Raw genomic sequence first — 15,656 nt, 5'->3', positions numbered from 1 at the left:
GATCCACCCGGAGGGAATAGCCGCGCCGACCGTGGCATTGACTCCACAAACGACCCGAAGGGGCTGACATGAGCGAGTTCACCGATACCGACAGCACGGGCTTCGACGTCGCCGTCGTCGGCGCGACCGGCCAGGTGGGCGCGGTCATGCGCCGCCTGCTCGAGGAGCGCGACTTCCCGGTGAAGAGCATCCGCTTCTTCGCCTCCTCCCGTTCGGCCGGCACCACGCTGCCGTTCAAGGGCCAGGAGATCACCGTCGAGGATGTCGCCACGGCCGACGTCTCCGGCATCGACATCGCCCTGTTCTCGGCCGGAGCCACCGGGTCGAAGGCCCACGCCCCCCGCTTCGCGGAGGCCGGTGCGATCGTGATCGACAACTCGAGCGGCTGGCGCATGGACCCGGATGTCCCGCTCGTCGTCTCGGAGGTCAACCCCGACGCCATCGCCGAGGCGCGCAAGGGCATCATCGCGAACCCCAACTGCACCACCATGGCGGCCATGCCCGTCCTGAAGCCGCTGCACGACGAGGCCGGCTTGACCCGTCTCGTGGTCAGCACCTACCAGGCCGTCTCCGGCTCCGGCCTCGCCGGCGCCGAGGAGCTGGCGGAGCAGGCGCGCGCCGCCGTCGCCGACGAGCACCTGCTCGACCTCGTGCACGACGGCTCCGCCGTGACGATGCCCGACCCGGTCAAGTACGTGCGCCCGATCGCGTTCGACGTCATCCCGCTCGCCGGCTCCATCGTCGACGACGGCCTGAACGAGACCGACGAGGAGAAGAAGCTGCGCAACGAGTCGCGCAAGATCCTCGGCGTGCCGGAGCTCCTGGTCAGCGGCACGTGTGTGCGCGTCCCCGTCTTCACCGGCCACTCGCTGTCGATCAACGCCGAGTTCGCCCGCCCGATCAGCCCGGAGCGCGTGGCCGAGCTGCTCGCCGACGCCCCCGGCGTTCAGCTGACGGATGTGCCGACCCCGCTGCAGGCCGCGGGCAGCGACCCCAGCTTCGTGGGCCGCATCCGCGCCGACGAGGGCGCCCCGCAGGGACGCGGCATCGCCCTCTTCGTGAGCAACGACAACCTGCGCAAGGGCGCGGCGCTCAACGCCGTGCAGATCGCGGAGCTCGTCGCCGAGCGCCTCGGCAACCCCGTCACGGTCTGACCCCAGGCCCGTCTCCGCGGCCCCCGATGTCTCGATATCGAGAGATCGGGGGCACCCGCGGGGTGGGTCCGGCGCGCCCGCATCATAGGATTGACGGGTGAGCAATTCTCCCATCGACGTCGTCCTCATCGGCGGCGGCATCATGAGTGCCACGCTGGGGGCCATGATCCAGCGCGTGCAGCCCGACTGGAGCATCCGGATCTACGAACGCCTGGGCGAAGTGGCCCAGGAGTCGTCGAACCCGTGGAACAACGCCGGCACCGGTCACGCCGCCCTGTGCGAGCTCAACTACATGCCCGAGGCGTCCGACGGCACCGTCGACCCCGCCAAGGCGATCAGCATCAACGAGCAGTTCCAGCTCAGCCGGCAGTTCTGGGCGAGCCTGGTGGAGGCCGGGGATCTGCCCGAGCCGAACACGTTCATCAACTCGACGCCGCACATGACGTTCGTGCGCGGCCGCGACAACGTTCGCTACCTGCGCAAGCGCTACGAGGCGCTCAAGGACCAGCCGCTGTTCGCCGGCATGGAGTACTCGGAGGATCCGGCCGTGATCGGCCAGTGGACCCCGCTGCTGACCAAGAAGCGCAGCACGAAGCAGCGCATCGCGGCCACCCGTCAGACCTCCGGAACCGACGTCGACTTCGGCGCGCTCACGCGCGCGCTCATCGACAACCTGGTCGAGAACGGCGCGGAGCTGGCGCTCAACCACAGCGTGCGCAGCATCAAGCGCACCAAGGACGGCCTGTGGCGCCTCCGCGTGCGCCACGACGTCGGTCGCACCTCGCACGTCGCCACCGCCCGCTTCGTCTTCGTCGGCGCCGGCGGCGGTGCGCTCCACCTGCTGCAGAAGTCGGGCATCCCCGAGATCAAGGGTTTCGGCGGGTTCCCGATCTCCGGTCAGTTCCTGCGCACCACCGATCCGAAGATCGTGGCGCAGCACCAGGCGAAGGTGTACGGCAAGGCCGCCGTCGGCGCCCCGCCGATGTCCGTGCCGCACCTCGACACCCGCGTCGTCGACGGGCAGGCCTCGCTGCTCTTCGGTCCGTACGCCGGGTTCAGCCCGAAGTTCCTGAAGACCGGTTCGTGGTTCGACCTGCCCGGCTCTGTGCGCCCCGGCAACCTCGGCCCGATGCTGGCCGTGGCTCGCGACAACTTCGACCTCATCAAGTACCTGGTCGGCGAGCTGCTCGCCTCCCGGGCCAAGAAGCTCAAGGCGCTGCAGGAGTTCATGCCGACGGCCGACGGCAAGGACTGGGAGCTGATCACCGCCGGCCAGCGCGTGCAGGTCATGAAGAAGGACCCGAAGAAGGGCGGCGTGCTCCAGTTCGGAACCGAGGTCGTCGCCGCGGAGGACGGCTCCATCGCGGGCCTGCTCGGCGCCTCGCCGGGCGCATCCACCGCCGTGCCGATCATGGTCGACCTGCTCAAGCACTGCTTCCCGGACCGGTTCGCCGGCTGGCTGCCGACGATCAAGGAGCTCATCCCCACCGTCGGCTCGACGCTGAACGACCGCCCCGAGGAGGCGCAGCGGGTGCTGGCCACGACGGCGGAGACCCTGCACCTGCAGCAGTAACGGGCGCACGCGCCGGCGTCGAACGCTGGACAAACGCGTGGGGGGCCTGTTATCGTCGTCCCCGCTATGAAGTGAGAATCTCCTGACGTCCCGCGCCTGAGGCGCCGTCGATGTGAGTTGAGGACCCACTGGTCTAGCGCGCTGCCCGGTCAGGCACCTGGGCGCTCCGGCGCACCTCACGACGGAGATCGCCCGGCGGGAACCTGCTCCTCATCGGAGCGCCCGGAAAGGCGGTTCCCATGGCAACCATCACTCTCGCACCCCTGCGCGCCGACGGCGTCTCGGTCGTCTACGGCGTTCGCCGGGTGCTCACCGACGTCTCGCTCACCGTTGCGCCGGGACACCGACTCGGCCTGATCGGCGAGAACGGAGCGGGCAAGTCGACGCTGCTCCGCGTCCTCTCCGGCAACGAGACCCCCGACAGCGGCGTGCTGTCCCGTCCCGAGCGCACCGGCTTCCTCTGGCAGGAGGTCCGCTTCGAGCCGGGGGAGACGCTGGCTGCCATGCTCGAGCACGCGCTCGCCGACGTCCGCGCCATCGAGCGGGAGCTCGAGGATGCCGCGGTCGCGCTCGGCGGCGACGACCCGTCCGCCGCCGCTCGGTATGACGCGGCACTGGCGGCCGCCGAGCGGGCGGAGCTCTGGAGCGTCGACGCACGGCGGGACGAGCTGCTCGCCGGCCTCGGCGTCGGCGACATCCCGCTGGCCCGGCGGCTCAGCGAGATCTCCGGCGGGCAGCGCAGCCGGTTCGCCCTGGCCGCGCTGCTGCTCGGCCGGCCGGACGCCCTCCTGCTCGACGAGCCGACCAACCACCTGGACGACGAGGCCGCCGCGTTCCTGGAGCGTCAGCTGAAGGGATGGGCGGGGCCGGTGATCTTCGCCAGCCACGACCGCGCCTTCCTCGACGCCGTGGCCACCGGACTCCTGGACCTCGACCCGGCACGCTCCGGGACCACCGTGTTCGGCGGCGGCTACAGTGCGTACCTCGCGGAGAAGGCGGCCGAGCGGGCGCGCTGGGAGAAGCAGTTCGCCGACGAGCAGCTGGAGCTGAAGGAGCTGAAGCACGCCGTCGACGTCACCGCGCGCTCCATCGCCTGGTCCGGGAAGGTGCGCGACAACGACAAGTTCGTGAAGTCGGTGAAGGGCAACGCGCTCGATCGGCAGATCAGCCGCCGCATCCGGAACGCCGAGGGCCGCCTGGACGATCTGCGTGGATCCCAGGTGGCGAAGCCGCCTGCACACCTCGCGTTCGCCGGGATCCCGTCGGGGTTCCAGGCGCTCGGGGACGATGCGGGCGTGCTGGTGCACGCCCGCGGGATCCGTATCCCGGGCCGCCTGAGCATGGCGGAGTTCGCCGTGCCCGCGAATGCTCGCATCCTCGTGACGGGCGCCAACGGAGCGGGTAAATCGACCCTGCTCGCGGTGCTCGCCGGCCGGCTCGACCCCGAGTCGGGCGCGGTGCAACGCCGCCGAGGCGTGCGGATCGCCCTGCTGGAGCAGGACGTGCGGTTCGCCGACCCGAACTCCACACCCCGCCGCATCTACCAGGCGTCGGTGGGGGAGCGCAGGGCCGAGGCCGTGCCGCTCACGTCGCTCGGGATCATCGCTCCGCGCGACGTCGACCGGCCCGTCGGCGCGCTCTCGGTCGGGCAGCAGCGCAGGCTGGCGCTCGCGCTGATCGTCGCCAGGCCGCCGCACCTGTTCCTGCTCGACGAGCCGACGAACCACCTGTCGCTCTCCCTCGCCACCGAGCTGGAGGAGGCGCTGGGCGCGTACCCGGGGGCGGTCGTCGTGGCCAGCCACGACCGGTGGCTGCGATCGGGATGGACGGGTGACGTCGTGCACCTTGCTTAAGGTTCGAACATATGTTCGAATGGAGACATGCGTTGGAGTGGTCAGGAGCTGTCGGCCGATGAGCCGTCCGCCCTGCCGGGTCTCGCCCGGCTGAACAATCTGGTGCGCTCGGTGCGCACGCCCGACTTCGCCGGCATCACGTTCCACGAGGTGCTGGCGAAGTCGGCGCTCAACCGCATCCCCGGCGGGGGAGGGCCGATGCCGTTCGGCTGGACCATCAACCCCTACCGCGGCTGTTCGCACGCGTGCGTGTACTGCTTCGCGCGGCCCACCCACACCTACCTCGACCTCGACTCGGGCAAGGACTTCGACAACGAGATCATCGTGAAGGTCAACGTGGCGGAGGTGCTTCGCAAGGAGCTCTCCAAGCCGAGCTGGGGCCACCATCCGGTCGCTCTCGGAACCAACACCGACCCGTATCAGCGGGCCGAGGGCCGCTATGCGCTCATGCCGGGCATCATCGACGCGCTGGCCGACAGTGGCACGCCCTTCAGCATCCTGACCAAGGGCTCGTTGCTGCGGCGCGACCTCGACCGGCTCGCCGAGGCGAACCGGCGCGTCCCCGTCGACCTCGCGATGTCGATCGCGGTCTACGACGACGAACTGCAGCAGTCCGTCGAGCCCGGCACTCCGACCACGAAGGCGCGCCTCGCGACCGTGACGGCGGTGCGCGAGCACGGGCTCGACTGCAGCGTGTTCCTGATGCCGATCATCCCGTATCTGACGGACACGCGGGCCCATCTCGACGAGGCGCTCAAACAGGCCAAGGAGGCGGGCGCAACGTCCGTCCTCTATTCGGCGCTGCATTTGAAGCCGGGCGTGAAGGAGTGGTTCTACCTCTGGCTCGGTCGCGAGCATCCCGAACTGCTCCCGCGGTACCGGCAGATGTACGGGCGGGGCACCTATGCGCCGCAGGAGTACCGGAAGTGGCTGGCGGCACGCATCAAGCCGCTGATCCGCTCGCACGGACTCGAGCGCGGACAGGAGGATCCGCTGACGGGTGGCGTGCGGTCGAGTGCGCTCGGGATGATGCGCGACGACGAGGGGGAGCGTCAGACCGTCGGCTCGGCGGTGCGAGCGGGGGGTGCGACGGAGGCTCCGGACGCGGCGTCGCTGGTGTCCGCGTCCTTGACCGGCCTGGGGGTGCAACCGACGCTGTTCTGATCGCCGCCAGGTGACGTCCGGGCGAGGGGTACACACCGCGGGGTACACTCCCGAGACTCGGGATGCCATAATCCCGGAGGGACCGAGGCGCGCTCGGATCCGGAAGGGCGGGACTCATGTCGCTCGGTCTGCCCAGCCATCTGGCACGACCGGCGAATTCGCGCGCCCTCGCCGCGGCCGCCCGCTGGGCCGGCCTGGTCTGCCTCGCCGCGGCGGCGGTGAACGTCGCTACGACCCTCGTCGGCTCCGACCGTCCCTCCTCGTGGATCACCCTGCTCGTCCTCGTCCCGATGGCCGGGCTCCTCCTGCTCCTCGCTCGCGGGCGCACCGCGGCGCTGACGGTCGCGTACCTGCTCGTCGGCGCCGTCTGCACCTACCTCTACGTCGTCACCCTGTTCACCAGCACGCCCGCCTACCGCGACACCAACCTGTTCGTCGTCGCCCTCCCCGTCGTCGCCATGACGCTGGTGGGCGGAACGGGCACGGGCGCGCTCGCGGGCATCCTCTGGGCGACCCTCGGGTTCGCGCTCGCCGAGGCCGCGGTCATCCTCGGCGCCGCGACGACCGACCGCATCTACGTCCCCGACGCGATCTCACTCGGCGCCTACCTGCTGCTCGTCGGCATCCTCGCCTACGACGGGTTGACCCGTGGCACCCGGTCGCGCGCGCAGACCACCCTGCATCGGGCGGTGCGCGACGCCCGGCTCGTCGACCTGCGACGGGAGATCCTGGCGGAGGCGACCGCCGATCTCCATGACACGGTGCTCAGCGAGCTGATCGCCGTGGCCGGGGCCCGGCCCGGCCCTCTCGACGCCCGCCTCACCAAGCGCATCGAGGCGGACCTGCACGGGCTCGGCACCCGGGTGTCCGGGGCGGATGCGGGGCCCGGGGCCGTCGCGGCAGGCACCGACCAGGGCACGACCGGGGCAGCCGTGCCGGCCGCCGACCCCTGGTACGACAGCGAGCTCCACCGCGCCATCGAGGACGCCCGCGACGAGGGCCTCACCGTCGACATCTCGGGGGACCGCGCATCGTTCGTGCGACTCGACGAGGACGTCCGCCGGGCGGTGGGTCTCGCGGTGCGGCAGTGCCTGGTCAACGTGGTGCGCCACTCGGGCAGCCCGACCGCGGAGGTCGCGCTCTCCGCCGGGTCCGGTTCGCTGTCGGTCATGGTGGTGGACGGCGGCAGCGGCTTCCCGGTGACCGGTCCCACCGCCGACCGGCTCGGCCTGCGCCAGTCGGTGCACGAGCGGATCGCGCGCGTCGGCGGGACGGTCGACATCTATTCGACGACGGATGTGGGGACGACGGTGATCCTGACCGTGCCGACCGGACCGCGGGCGGCGGCAGGGGAGGGCGGAGCCGCATGACCGCGCTCAGCCCCCGCACGATCGTCGGGGCACGCTCGGTGGCCGTGGAACGCACCCCGCAGCGGCTCGACCCCCTCGGCGCGCAGTCCGCCTGGCTCCTGGTGCCCCTCCTCGGAACCGTCGCGGTCGTGTACGCCGTGTTCTCCACTCTCGGCCACGCGCGCGGGATCCACGACCCGGCCCTGGCGGTGCTCGCTCTCGTCGTGCTCCTGATCGCGGTGGTGGTGGTCTCGATCCGCACGCATCCCGCATTCGCGCCGTTCGGCCGGTGGTCGCACTTCTGCATCATCGCGACCGTCGTCACCGCCGCATGCCTGTTCACGGCGTCCATGTGGGGGCACAACGACCGCATCCAGGACGACTGGGGCCAGATCGCCGTGGCGCTGCTGCTCGTGCTGATGCCGCTGTACCGCCCGGTCGGCGAAGTGGCCGGCTCGGCGGTCGTGGCGGCGCTGGTGCTGGGTGCGCTGGCGGCGGCCGAGGACTCGGTCACCATCGCGAACTCGCCGCTGGTGTACGCCACCGTGGCAGCGACGCCGATCCTGGCACTGGCCGCGGGCGGCGCCGGGTACGCCTGGACCCTGACCGGCGAGACGCTGCGATGGCGCGAGGTGGCGCGGGACGGCCAGGCGCGGCTCGAGGGCGAGCTCCGGCAGGCGGCCGAGCGGATGGTCGCGCAGGAGCGCATGACATCGCTCAACGCCGAGGCGGTCCCGTTCCTCACGGGACTCATCCAGCGCGGCACCGTGACGCCGGAGGACGCGCAGACGGCCCGGGCGATCGCCGAACGGCTGCGCGCCGACTCGGTGCGGGCGGTGGCGAGCCCGTGGCTCGAGGACACGATCGAGCTGGCGCTCGGATCCCGGCTGGCGGCCTCGAGGCGCCCCCTCGCCGGAGGCTCCGACCGGGTGGACGACCCGGACCGCCTCGAGCGCGTTCTGACCTCCGACCAGCGGGCGATCGTCGGCGCGCTGATCGCCACCGTCGCCGGTTTCCCGGGCCTCGACCCCGCATCCCTCAGCATCACCGCCCGCGATCCCGAGCATCCCGTCTTCGTGCTGCGAGCCCGGGTCGACGGCCACCGGGGTGAGCTGCGCCGCGACCTGCTGCCGTTCGTCAGCTCGCTCAACGCGGTCGTCATGCGCGCCACCATGCGGGTCCGCGGCGGCGAGGTGGTCGTCCGGTTCGCATACCCGGAGGCCGGGTTCCCCTACCCTGGAGGGAGACGCCGATGACATCCGCACACCACGACCCCACCGCGACCGGCGGCTCTCCCGGCCATGCCGAGCCGCCGATCCGTCTCGCCATCCTCGACGACCACGAGATCCTGCTGGACAGCCTGGCCTCCTGGATCGAGCGCAACGCTCCCGAGTTCGACCTCGTCGTGCGCGCCGGCAGCTGGCTCGAGCTCGTCCACAGCGACGCGTTCCCCACCGACGTCGTCATCATGGACCTGCAGCTGAAGGAGTCCGTGTCCATCGGCGCGCGCGTCCGCACCTGTCGCGCGGCGGGGGCGAAGGTGGTCGTGCTGAGCGCCGTCGACACCCCGGAGGACCGCGAGGCCGCCCTCGGGGCCGGCGCGGTCGCGTACATCACCAAGTCGCAGCCGATGGCCGAGCTGGTCGCGGCCGCTCTGTCCGCCGCCGGACGCGGCGCCGGCCGCGCCGCGTCCTCGCCGCCCGCATGGCGGCCGAAGCCGCTCATCCCGGAGTCCGCGCGGCCGCGGCTCAGCGACGGGGAGCGCCAGGCGCTCGTGCTCTACGCCGACGGCAGGACGACGTCCGAGGTCGCCCAGGCGATGAACGTCCAGTACGAGACGGCCAAGACGTACCTCCGCCGCGTCCGCGAGAAGTACGGAAAGGCCGGGCGTCCCACCAGCTCGCGCGCCGACCTGATCCGCCGCGCGGCCGAGGACGGCTACCTCACCTGACGTGGCGTCACGGCGATGCATCCCGCGCGCCGCATAGGATCGGTTCGTGGCAAAACTGTATTTCCGCTACGGCGCGATGAACAGCGGCAAGAGCACGGCCATGCTCCAGGCCGCCTACAACTACGAAGAGCGCGGCCACCGTGTCCTCCTCACCAAGCCGTCCATCGACACCAAAGGCGACCTCGGCATCCTGTCGCGGCTCGGTGTGACCCGGGAGGTCGACTTCCTGATCGCCCCGGAGACCGACGCGTACGGCGCGTTCCAGCGGCATCGTGAGCGCACCGTCAAGCGCTTCGGCACCGACGTCAGCGCCCTGCTGGTCGACGAGGCCCAGTTCCTGACCGAGGCGCAGGTGGACGACCTGCTGCGGATCGCGCTGCTCGACGGCGTCCCTGTGCTCGCGTACGGCATCCGCACCGACTTCCAGACCGTCGCCTTCCCCGGCAGCCGCCGTCTGCTCGAGGTGGCGCACAGCCTGGAGGAGCTCAAGACGATCTGCCGCTGCGGCCGCAAGGCGATCTTCAACGCGCGCAAGATCGACGGCGTCTTCGTCTTCGACGGCGATCAGGTCGCCATCGACGGCGCATCGGTCTCCTACGAATCGTTGTGCGGCAACTGCTACCTTCAGGAAAGTCGCGGCGTGCTCAACAACGGCCGCAGGCACTGGCCCGTGGATGCGGCGCCCGCGTACGTGGACGAACCGGACCCGGACTTCACCTAGGCGCCCTCCACCCTCCACCCGAAGGAACCGGACACCATGAGAATCTCCGTGATCGGCTGCGGCTACCTCGGGGCCGTTCATGCGGCCGCGATGGCTCACCTCGGCCACGACGTGGTCGGCATCGACGTCGACGAGGCCAAGATCGCCGCGCTCTCCGCGGGCCGTGCACCGTTCTTCGAGCCGGGCCTGCCCGAGGTGCTCGAGGAGGGGACCAGGTCCGGCCGCCTGCGCTTCACGACCGACCTCGCCGCTGCCCGGGAGGCGGACATCCACTTCGTCGCCGTGGGGACGCCGCAGGTCGCCGACGGCGACGCCGCGGACATGCGCTTCGTGGACGCCGCCTTCGCGTCGCTGCTGGAGCACGCCAAGGACGGCGACCTGATCGTCGGCAAGAGCACCGTGCCCGTCGGCACGGCCGCCCGGCTGGCCGAATCGGTGGCCGCGAAGCAGCCCGGCGCGACCCTGGCCTGGAACCCCGAGTTCCTGCGCGAGGGCTTCGCCGTGAAGGACACGGTCAGCCCGGACCGCCTGGTCTACGGCGTGCCCGAGGGCGAGCGCGGCGAGCGGGCCGCGCGGCTTCTCGACGAGGTGTATACGTCCGCCGTGGCGGCCGGCACGCCGGTGATCGTCACCGACTACGCGACCGCGGAGCTGGTGAAGGTGTCGGCGAACGCCTTCCTGGCCACCAAGATCTCCTTCATCAACGCGATGGCCGAGATCGCCGAGGTGACCGGTGCCGACGTGACGAAGCTCGCGGACGCCATCGGGCACGACGCGCGCATCGGCCGCCGGTTCCTCAACGCGGGCGTCGGATTCGGCGGCGGCTGCCTGCCGAAGGACATCCGCGCCTTCAGTGCTCGTGCGCGGGAGCTCGGCCGCGGTGAGGCCGTGCAGTTCCTCGACGAGGTGGACAAGATCAACCTGCGGCGGCGCGCACGCGTCGTCGACCTGGTGCGCGAGATCTCCGGCGGGCTCGACGGGGTGCGCGTCGGCGTGCTGGGCCTGGCGTTCAAGCCGCACTCTGACGACATCCGCGACTCCCCGGCGCTCGAGATCGCCATGCGGCTCGCCGACGCCGGGGCGATCGTGACGGCCACCGACCCGCAGGCCGTGGAGAACGCGCGGCGCCGCGCTCCGCAGCTGACCTTCGCGGATTCGGCGGAGGAGGCCGTGCGGGATGCGGACGTCGTGCTGCTGATCACCGAGTGGCCGGAGTTCACCGGGCTGGACCCCGAGGCGGTCGGCGAGCTGGTCGCGCAACGGGTCGTCATCGACGGCCGGAACTCGCTGGATCCCGAGCGCTGGCGGGCCGCCGGATGGACGTACCGGGGCCTCGGCCGCTGAGACGGGCAACACACTGAGGCCGCTTTACGGCGCCACCCCGATTTGGGGGCCGCCAAAAAAGTGAGGATTTGTTAGATTTGTCGCATGGCGACAGGTCTGACCGTGCCGGACGCGCCGCCGCGTCCCGAACCCGCAGAGCCCACGAACGCTCGGCGGCGGCGTCGACTGAGCCATCCGGCCGGTATCGCAGTGGTCGCTGTCATCGGTTTCATCCTCCTGTTCGCCATCCTCTGGATCGGCGTCCGCGGCTTCCTCGCGCAGCGCGCCCTCAATGACGCGGTCCCTTCGGCGGAGAGCGTAAAGGCCGCCATCGGCTCCGGCGACATCGCCGGAGCCGGCCGGGCGGCGGCTGCCCTCGAGCAGCACACCAGGGAGGCCGCGGCACTCACCTCCGACCCGATCTGGCTCGCCGCGGAGGGTGTCCCGTGGATCGGGCCCAACCTCGCCGCTGTTCGCACCGCTGCCGCCGCATCCGACACCGTGGCCGCACAGGTCGTGGCTCCTCTGGTCAAGGAGGGCAGCGCGGTGGATCTACGCGCGCTCGCCATCACGGACGGGCGGATCGACCTCGCGCCCATCGTGGCCGCGCAGCCGACGGTCGCCAAGGCGGCGACCGCTTTCGACACCGCGCGAGCCAGTGTCGCGTCGATCGACACGGGCGCGCTGGTCAACCCGGTAGCCGGGGGGATCGATCGGTTGCACGGCGTGCTCGACAAGGCGGCCCCGGATATCGAGGCCATCGGGAACACGGTGCGCCTCCTGCCGTCGATGCTCGGAGCGGCCGGTCCGCGCGACTACCTCATGGTCGCCCAGAATCCCGCTGAGCTGCGGTCCACCGGCGGCCTGATCGGGGCCGTGGCGCTGATCCACGCCGAGAACGGTGCGATCACCCTCCAGCGCCAAGCCGCCGGAACCGACATCGGCCCGTGGCCGACGCCCGTGGCGGACGTGCCGCTCAGCACACAGGGGCTGTTCGGCCCCCTCGTCGGACGGTTCCTCCAGGATGCGAACCTCACTCCTGACTTCCCGCTCGCCGCCGCGACCGCCTCTCGGATGTGGACCACGATGTACGGCGGAACCGTCGACGGTGTGGTCGCCGTCGACCCGGTGGTGCTGAGCGGGCTCCTAAAGGCGACCGGGCCCGTCCAGCTGCCCTCCGGCGACCGGCTCACCTCCGCCAACGCGGTGAAGCTGCTTCTGAGCGATGTGTATCAGCGCTACTCGGAGCCCGCGCAGCAGGACTCGTTCTTCGCCTCCGCGGCAAGCGCCGTCTTCTCGCGGATGTCGGCCGGGGGAGTGGATTCCAAGAAGCTCCTCTCCGCTCTCGCGGCGGCGGGCGAGTCCCGCAGGGTGCTGGTCTGGAGCGCGCACGGCAGCGACCAGAAGGTGCTGGCCGGAACGACGCTCGCTGGCGCGCTCCCGCAGTCCGACCTCGCCTCGGCGGGCATCGGTGTGTACTTCAACGACGCCACCGGGTCGAAGATGGACTACTACCTCGGCACGTCCGTCGCGGCGGGATCCGCGGTCTGCCGCGCCGACGGGAAGCCCTCGACAGTTGTGTCGGTGACGCTCACCAATAAGGCGCCCGCGGACGCAGGAACGTCGCTCCCCAAGTACGTGACAGGCGGAGGCACCTATGGGGTGACCCCCGGCCACATCCGGACCCGAGTCGCGGTGTACGGACCTGCCGACGGCTTCCTGGCGGCCACTCAGAGCGACGACAAGAACTATGCGACCGTGGCCGGCGTCGACAAGTCGCGTCCGGTGAGCCTCTTCACGGTGGAGCTCGCACCGGGCGAGTCGCGGACCGTCTCCGTGCAGTTCCTGAACGCGGGTCAGACGGCCCCGAACCTGAAGGTCGTGACGACTCCGACACTTCCGGGGGATGGGACGACCCCCGATGTGGGGGCACAGAACACCGTCGCGCCCATTGTTGTTCAGTGCTCCCGCGTCGTAAAGTGAGTATTACTCAACTCCCGACCGTATGCCGGGGCCCCAACTGAAAGGCGGGCCGATGTTCAAGAAGATCCTGGCGGCGATCGCTGTGACCGCGGGGCTGCTGGTAGCGGCACCGGCGGCCGCGAACGCAGTGCCGTACACCAAAGGTGCCGAGTGCTCCTTCGACGTCAGCGTCGTCGAGTCAGGTGGCTCCGCCACCCTCATCTGCATCCCGGGCACCTGGTCGCCGGGTGAGGCGATCGACTGGACCGTCACAGGCCAGAACGGCGCCTCCTTCAAGCTGGCCTCGTTCGCCACGGCGGACAGCAGCCTCCACTTCGTCAAGCATGCCAACGCGGACGGCAGCGACGTGCTGTCGGTGACGCTCCCCGCAAGCGCCTCCGGCACGTACAGCGTGGTCGGGCACGGCCAGACCAGCGGGCACGAGTGCCCCGCCACCCTGACGGTCCTGCCCGCCGACGCGGCGAGCACGGTGGTCGACCCCGGCAGCAGTGACGGCCTCGCCCACACCGGCTCGGTCGTCGCGACCTGGGCGGCCTGGATGGGCGGCTCGCTGATCGTCCTCGGCCTGATCGCCCTGGCACTCGTGGCCTGGATCCGCAAGGTGAAGACCACGTCCTGACCCCCATATCGCCCCCTGCGCCGATTCCCGGCCGGACCTCTGAGGACCGGCCGGGAATCGGCGTGTAAGGGCCCGCGTTAGTGTCAGGGTGAGCGCCACCAGCATCCCCCTCAACGTCCTCGATCTCGCCAGCCGTCCCGCGGGCGGCACCAACGCCGACGCCGTCGCCGGCACGGTGAGGCTCGCGCAGGCGGCCGAACGCCTCGGCTACGGGCGATTCTGGGTCGCCGAGCACCACGGGATGCCGGCCATCGCCTCCAGCGCGCCGGCCGTGCTGATCGCCGGCGTGGCGGCCGCGACCGAGCGCATCCGCGTCGGCAGCGGCGGCGTCATGCTGCCCAACCACGCACCTCTCGTCGTGGCGGAGCAGTTCGGCACGCTGCGCGCCCTCTACGGCGACCGGATCGACCTCGGCATCGGCCGGGCCCCCGGCACCGACGGCGCGACGGCGATGGCCCTGCGGCGGAGCCCCGAGGGACTGGGGGTCGACGACTTCCCGCAGCAGCTCCTCGACCTCTTCGGCTTCTTCTACGGCGGGATGAGCGACGCCAACCCGCTGCACGGCATCACGGCGGTGCCCGGGCTGGGCGATGCCCCGCAGGTCTGGCTGCTCGGATCGAGCGGCTTCAGCGCCCAGGTCGCCGCAGCACTCGGTCTGCCGTTCGCCTTCGCCCACCACTTCGCCGGCGAGAACACCGAGGCGGCGCTCGACCTGTACCGGTCGCGCTTCGAGCCCAGCGACATCCTCACCGAGCCGCACACCATGATCGCGGTCAACGTGGTCTCCGACGACGACCCGGAGACCGTACGCGCGCAGTCGCTGCCCGGCCAGCTCTCCTTCCTGCGCATGCGCCGCGGCCTCAAGCCGGAGCCGGTGAGCATCGAGGAGGCGCTCGCGCACGAGTTCACGCCCCTGGAGGAGGAGTTCATCGCCTCCCGCAACGCACGCCAGGCGGTCGGCACGCCGGACGAGGTGAAGGCGCGCCTGGACTCGCTCCTCGCCTCCACCCAGACCGACGAGCTGATGGTGTCGTCCGGAGCCGCGACCGTGGAGGGACGCATCCGCTCGCTCGAGATCGTGCGGGAGCTGTACCCCGCCGCATGACGGACCGTGACGGCCACCCGCGCGGTGGCCGTCCACGCGAGGTACCGTTGGGCCTCAACCCGGACCCTGAGGCAAAGGCGGAACCCATGTCGCGCACACTCACCGTGGTCGGAGTGAGCGGAAGCCCCACCCACCCGTCGCGCACCACCGTGCTGGTGGACGACGTCGCGCGCTCCTACGCGGAAGCGGCGGGAGGGGTCTCCCGCACCATCCAGCTCGCTCCGCTGCTCCCGGAGCTCGGAGCGGGGCCGTTCCGCAACAGCCTCAGCCCCATCGTCACGGAGGCGCTGGAGGCGGTGGAAGGCGCGGACATCCTCGTCGTCGGCTCGCCGGCCTACCGGGCCACCTACACCGGGCTGTTCAAGCTGTTCTTCGACCACATCGGCCAGTACGCCCTCATCGACAAGCCGGTGGTGCTGACCGCGACGGGCGGCAGCGACCGGCATGCGCTGCTCGTGGAGCACCAGATGCGGCCGCTGTTCGGGTTCTTCCAGTCGCTCACCGTGCCGCTCGGCATCTACGCCAGCGAGAACGACTTCGCCGACTACGAGATCCGGTCGGAAGACCTGCGTGCGCGGATCGACACGGCGGTGGCGCGGACGCTGCCGTTGATCCGGGCGAACATCGACCCGCAGGCGCGGTTGGCCACGCGGGAGTTCGCGCGGCCGGATGCGTTTTAGAGACGGTGCTCTCGCAGAAGTGCGAAAGGACGTGGCGGCTTCTCCACTGAAGCTGCGGGGTGCGCCCCACGCGCTACCCCAGACGCCGCTCCGCGCTTCGCGCGGGGCGTCGCCTGGGGCCCCTCGCGCGTGGGGACCCCAATAGTCACCGCGAGCGGTCATGAAGAAGGGCCCCGCCTTG

13 protein-coding genes are annotated in these 15,656 nt (G+C 71.1%); all 13 read left to right on the top strand.

Annotated features, from left to right (window positions below):
* The first annotated feature begins 68 nt into the window (after window positions 1–68).
* The 13 genes from ACTJI1_RS09735 (at window position 69) to msuE (ending at window position 15,475) form a co-directional block, all read left to right on the top strand.
* A complete protein-coding gene (locus ACTJI1_RS09735) occupies window positions 69–1,154 on the top strand; it encodes an aspartate-semialdehyde dehydrogenase (RefSeq protein ID WP_440742466.1) in 1,086 nt (361 codons plus the stop codon).
* 97 nt (window positions 1,155–1,251) lie between these two features.
* Window positions 1,252–2,727: a malate:quinone oxidoreductase gene (locus ACTJI1_RS09730; protein WP_440742465.1), complete on the top strand. Its 1,476-nt coding sequence runs from the start codon at window positions 1,252–1,254 to the stop codon at window positions 2,725–2,727.
* 239 nt (window positions 2,728–2,966) lie between these two features.
* On the top strand, window positions 2,967–4,580 hold the full coding sequence (locus ACTJI1_RS09725; protein WP_440742464.1) for an ABC-F family ATP-binding cassette domain-containing protein: 1,614 nt from the start codon (window positions 2,967–2,969) through the stop codon (window positions 4,578–4,580).
* A 27-nt stretch (window positions 4,581–4,607) separates the two neighbouring features.
* On the top strand, window positions 4,608–5,744 hold the full coding sequence (locus ACTJI1_RS09720; RefSeq protein WP_440742463.1) for an Rv2578c family radical SAM protein: 1,137 nt from the start codon (window positions 4,608–4,610) through the stop codon (window positions 5,742–5,744).
* Between the two features lie 116 nt (window positions 5,745–5,860).
* Entirely contained in the window at window positions 5,861–7,114 is a 1,254-nt protein-coding gene (locus tag ACTJI1_RS09715) for a sensor histidine kinase (protein WP_440742462.1), read from the top strand.
* The gene (locus ACTJI1_RS09710; protein WP_440742461.1) at window positions 7,111–8,349 is read left to right on the top strand and encodes a hypothetical protein; all 1,239 of its coding nucleotides are present in this window, start codon (window positions 7,111–7,113) and stop codon (window positions 8,347–8,349) included. The genes ACTJI1_RS09715 and ACTJI1_RS09710 overlap by 4 nt, the downstream gene beginning before the upstream one ends.
* A complete protein-coding gene (locus ACTJI1_RS09705; protein ID WP_440742460.1) occupies window positions 8,346–9,044 on the top strand; it encodes a response regulator in 699 nt (232 codons plus the stop codon). The genes ACTJI1_RS09710 and ACTJI1_RS09705 overlap by 4 nt, the downstream gene beginning before the upstream one ends.
* Window positions 9,045–9,090: 46 nt before the next feature.
* Window positions 9,091–9,765, top strand: a complete 675-nt coding sequence (locus ACTJI1_RS09700; RefSeq protein WP_310134410.1) for a thymidine kinase — start codon at window positions 9,091–9,093, stop codon at window positions 9,763–9,765.
* A gap of 36 nt (window positions 9,766–9,801) precedes the next feature.
* On the top strand, window positions 9,802–11,109 hold the full coding sequence (locus ACTJI1_RS09695; protein ID WP_440742459.1) for a UDP-glucose dehydrogenase family protein: 1,308 nt from the start codon (window positions 9,802–9,804) through the stop codon (window positions 11,107–11,109).
* 84 nt (window positions 11,110–11,193) lie between these two features.
* Window positions 11,194–13,071, top strand: a complete 1,878-nt coding sequence (locus tag ACTJI1_RS09690; RefSeq protein WP_440742458.1) for a DUF4012 domain-containing protein — start codon at window positions 11,194–11,196, stop codon at window positions 13,069–13,071.
* A 52-nt stretch (window positions 13,072–13,123) separates the two neighbouring features.
* On the top strand, window positions 13,124–13,690 hold the full coding sequence (locus ACTJI1_RS09685; RefSeq protein WP_440742457.1) for a hypothetical protein: 567 nt from the start codon (window positions 13,124–13,126) through the stop codon (window positions 13,688–13,690).
* A gap of 88 nt (window positions 13,691–13,778) precedes the next feature.
* Complete coding sequence (locus ACTJI1_RS09680; RefSeq protein ID WP_440742456.1) at window positions 13,779–14,795, top strand: LLM class flavin-dependent oxidoreductase; 1,017 nt, start codon at window positions 13,779–13,781, stop codon at window positions 14,793–14,795.
* An 86-nt stretch (window positions 14,796–14,881) separates the two neighbouring features.
* On the top strand, window positions 14,882–15,475 hold the full coding sequence (gene msuE, locus ACTJI1_RS09675) for an FMN reductase (RefSeq protein WP_310134423.1): 594 nt from the start codon (window positions 14,882–14,884) through the stop codon (window positions 15,473–15,475).
* Window positions 15,476–15,656: the final 181 nt, after the last annotated feature.

The sequence above is a fragment of the Leifsonia sp. 22587 genome, from assembly GCF_052044215.1.
Lineage (GTDB): Bacteria > Actinomycetota > Actinomycetes > Actinomycetales > Microbacteriaceae > Leifsonia > Leifsonia shinshuensis_C.
This window is presented reverse-complemented; position numbering and strand designations above follow the sequence as displayed.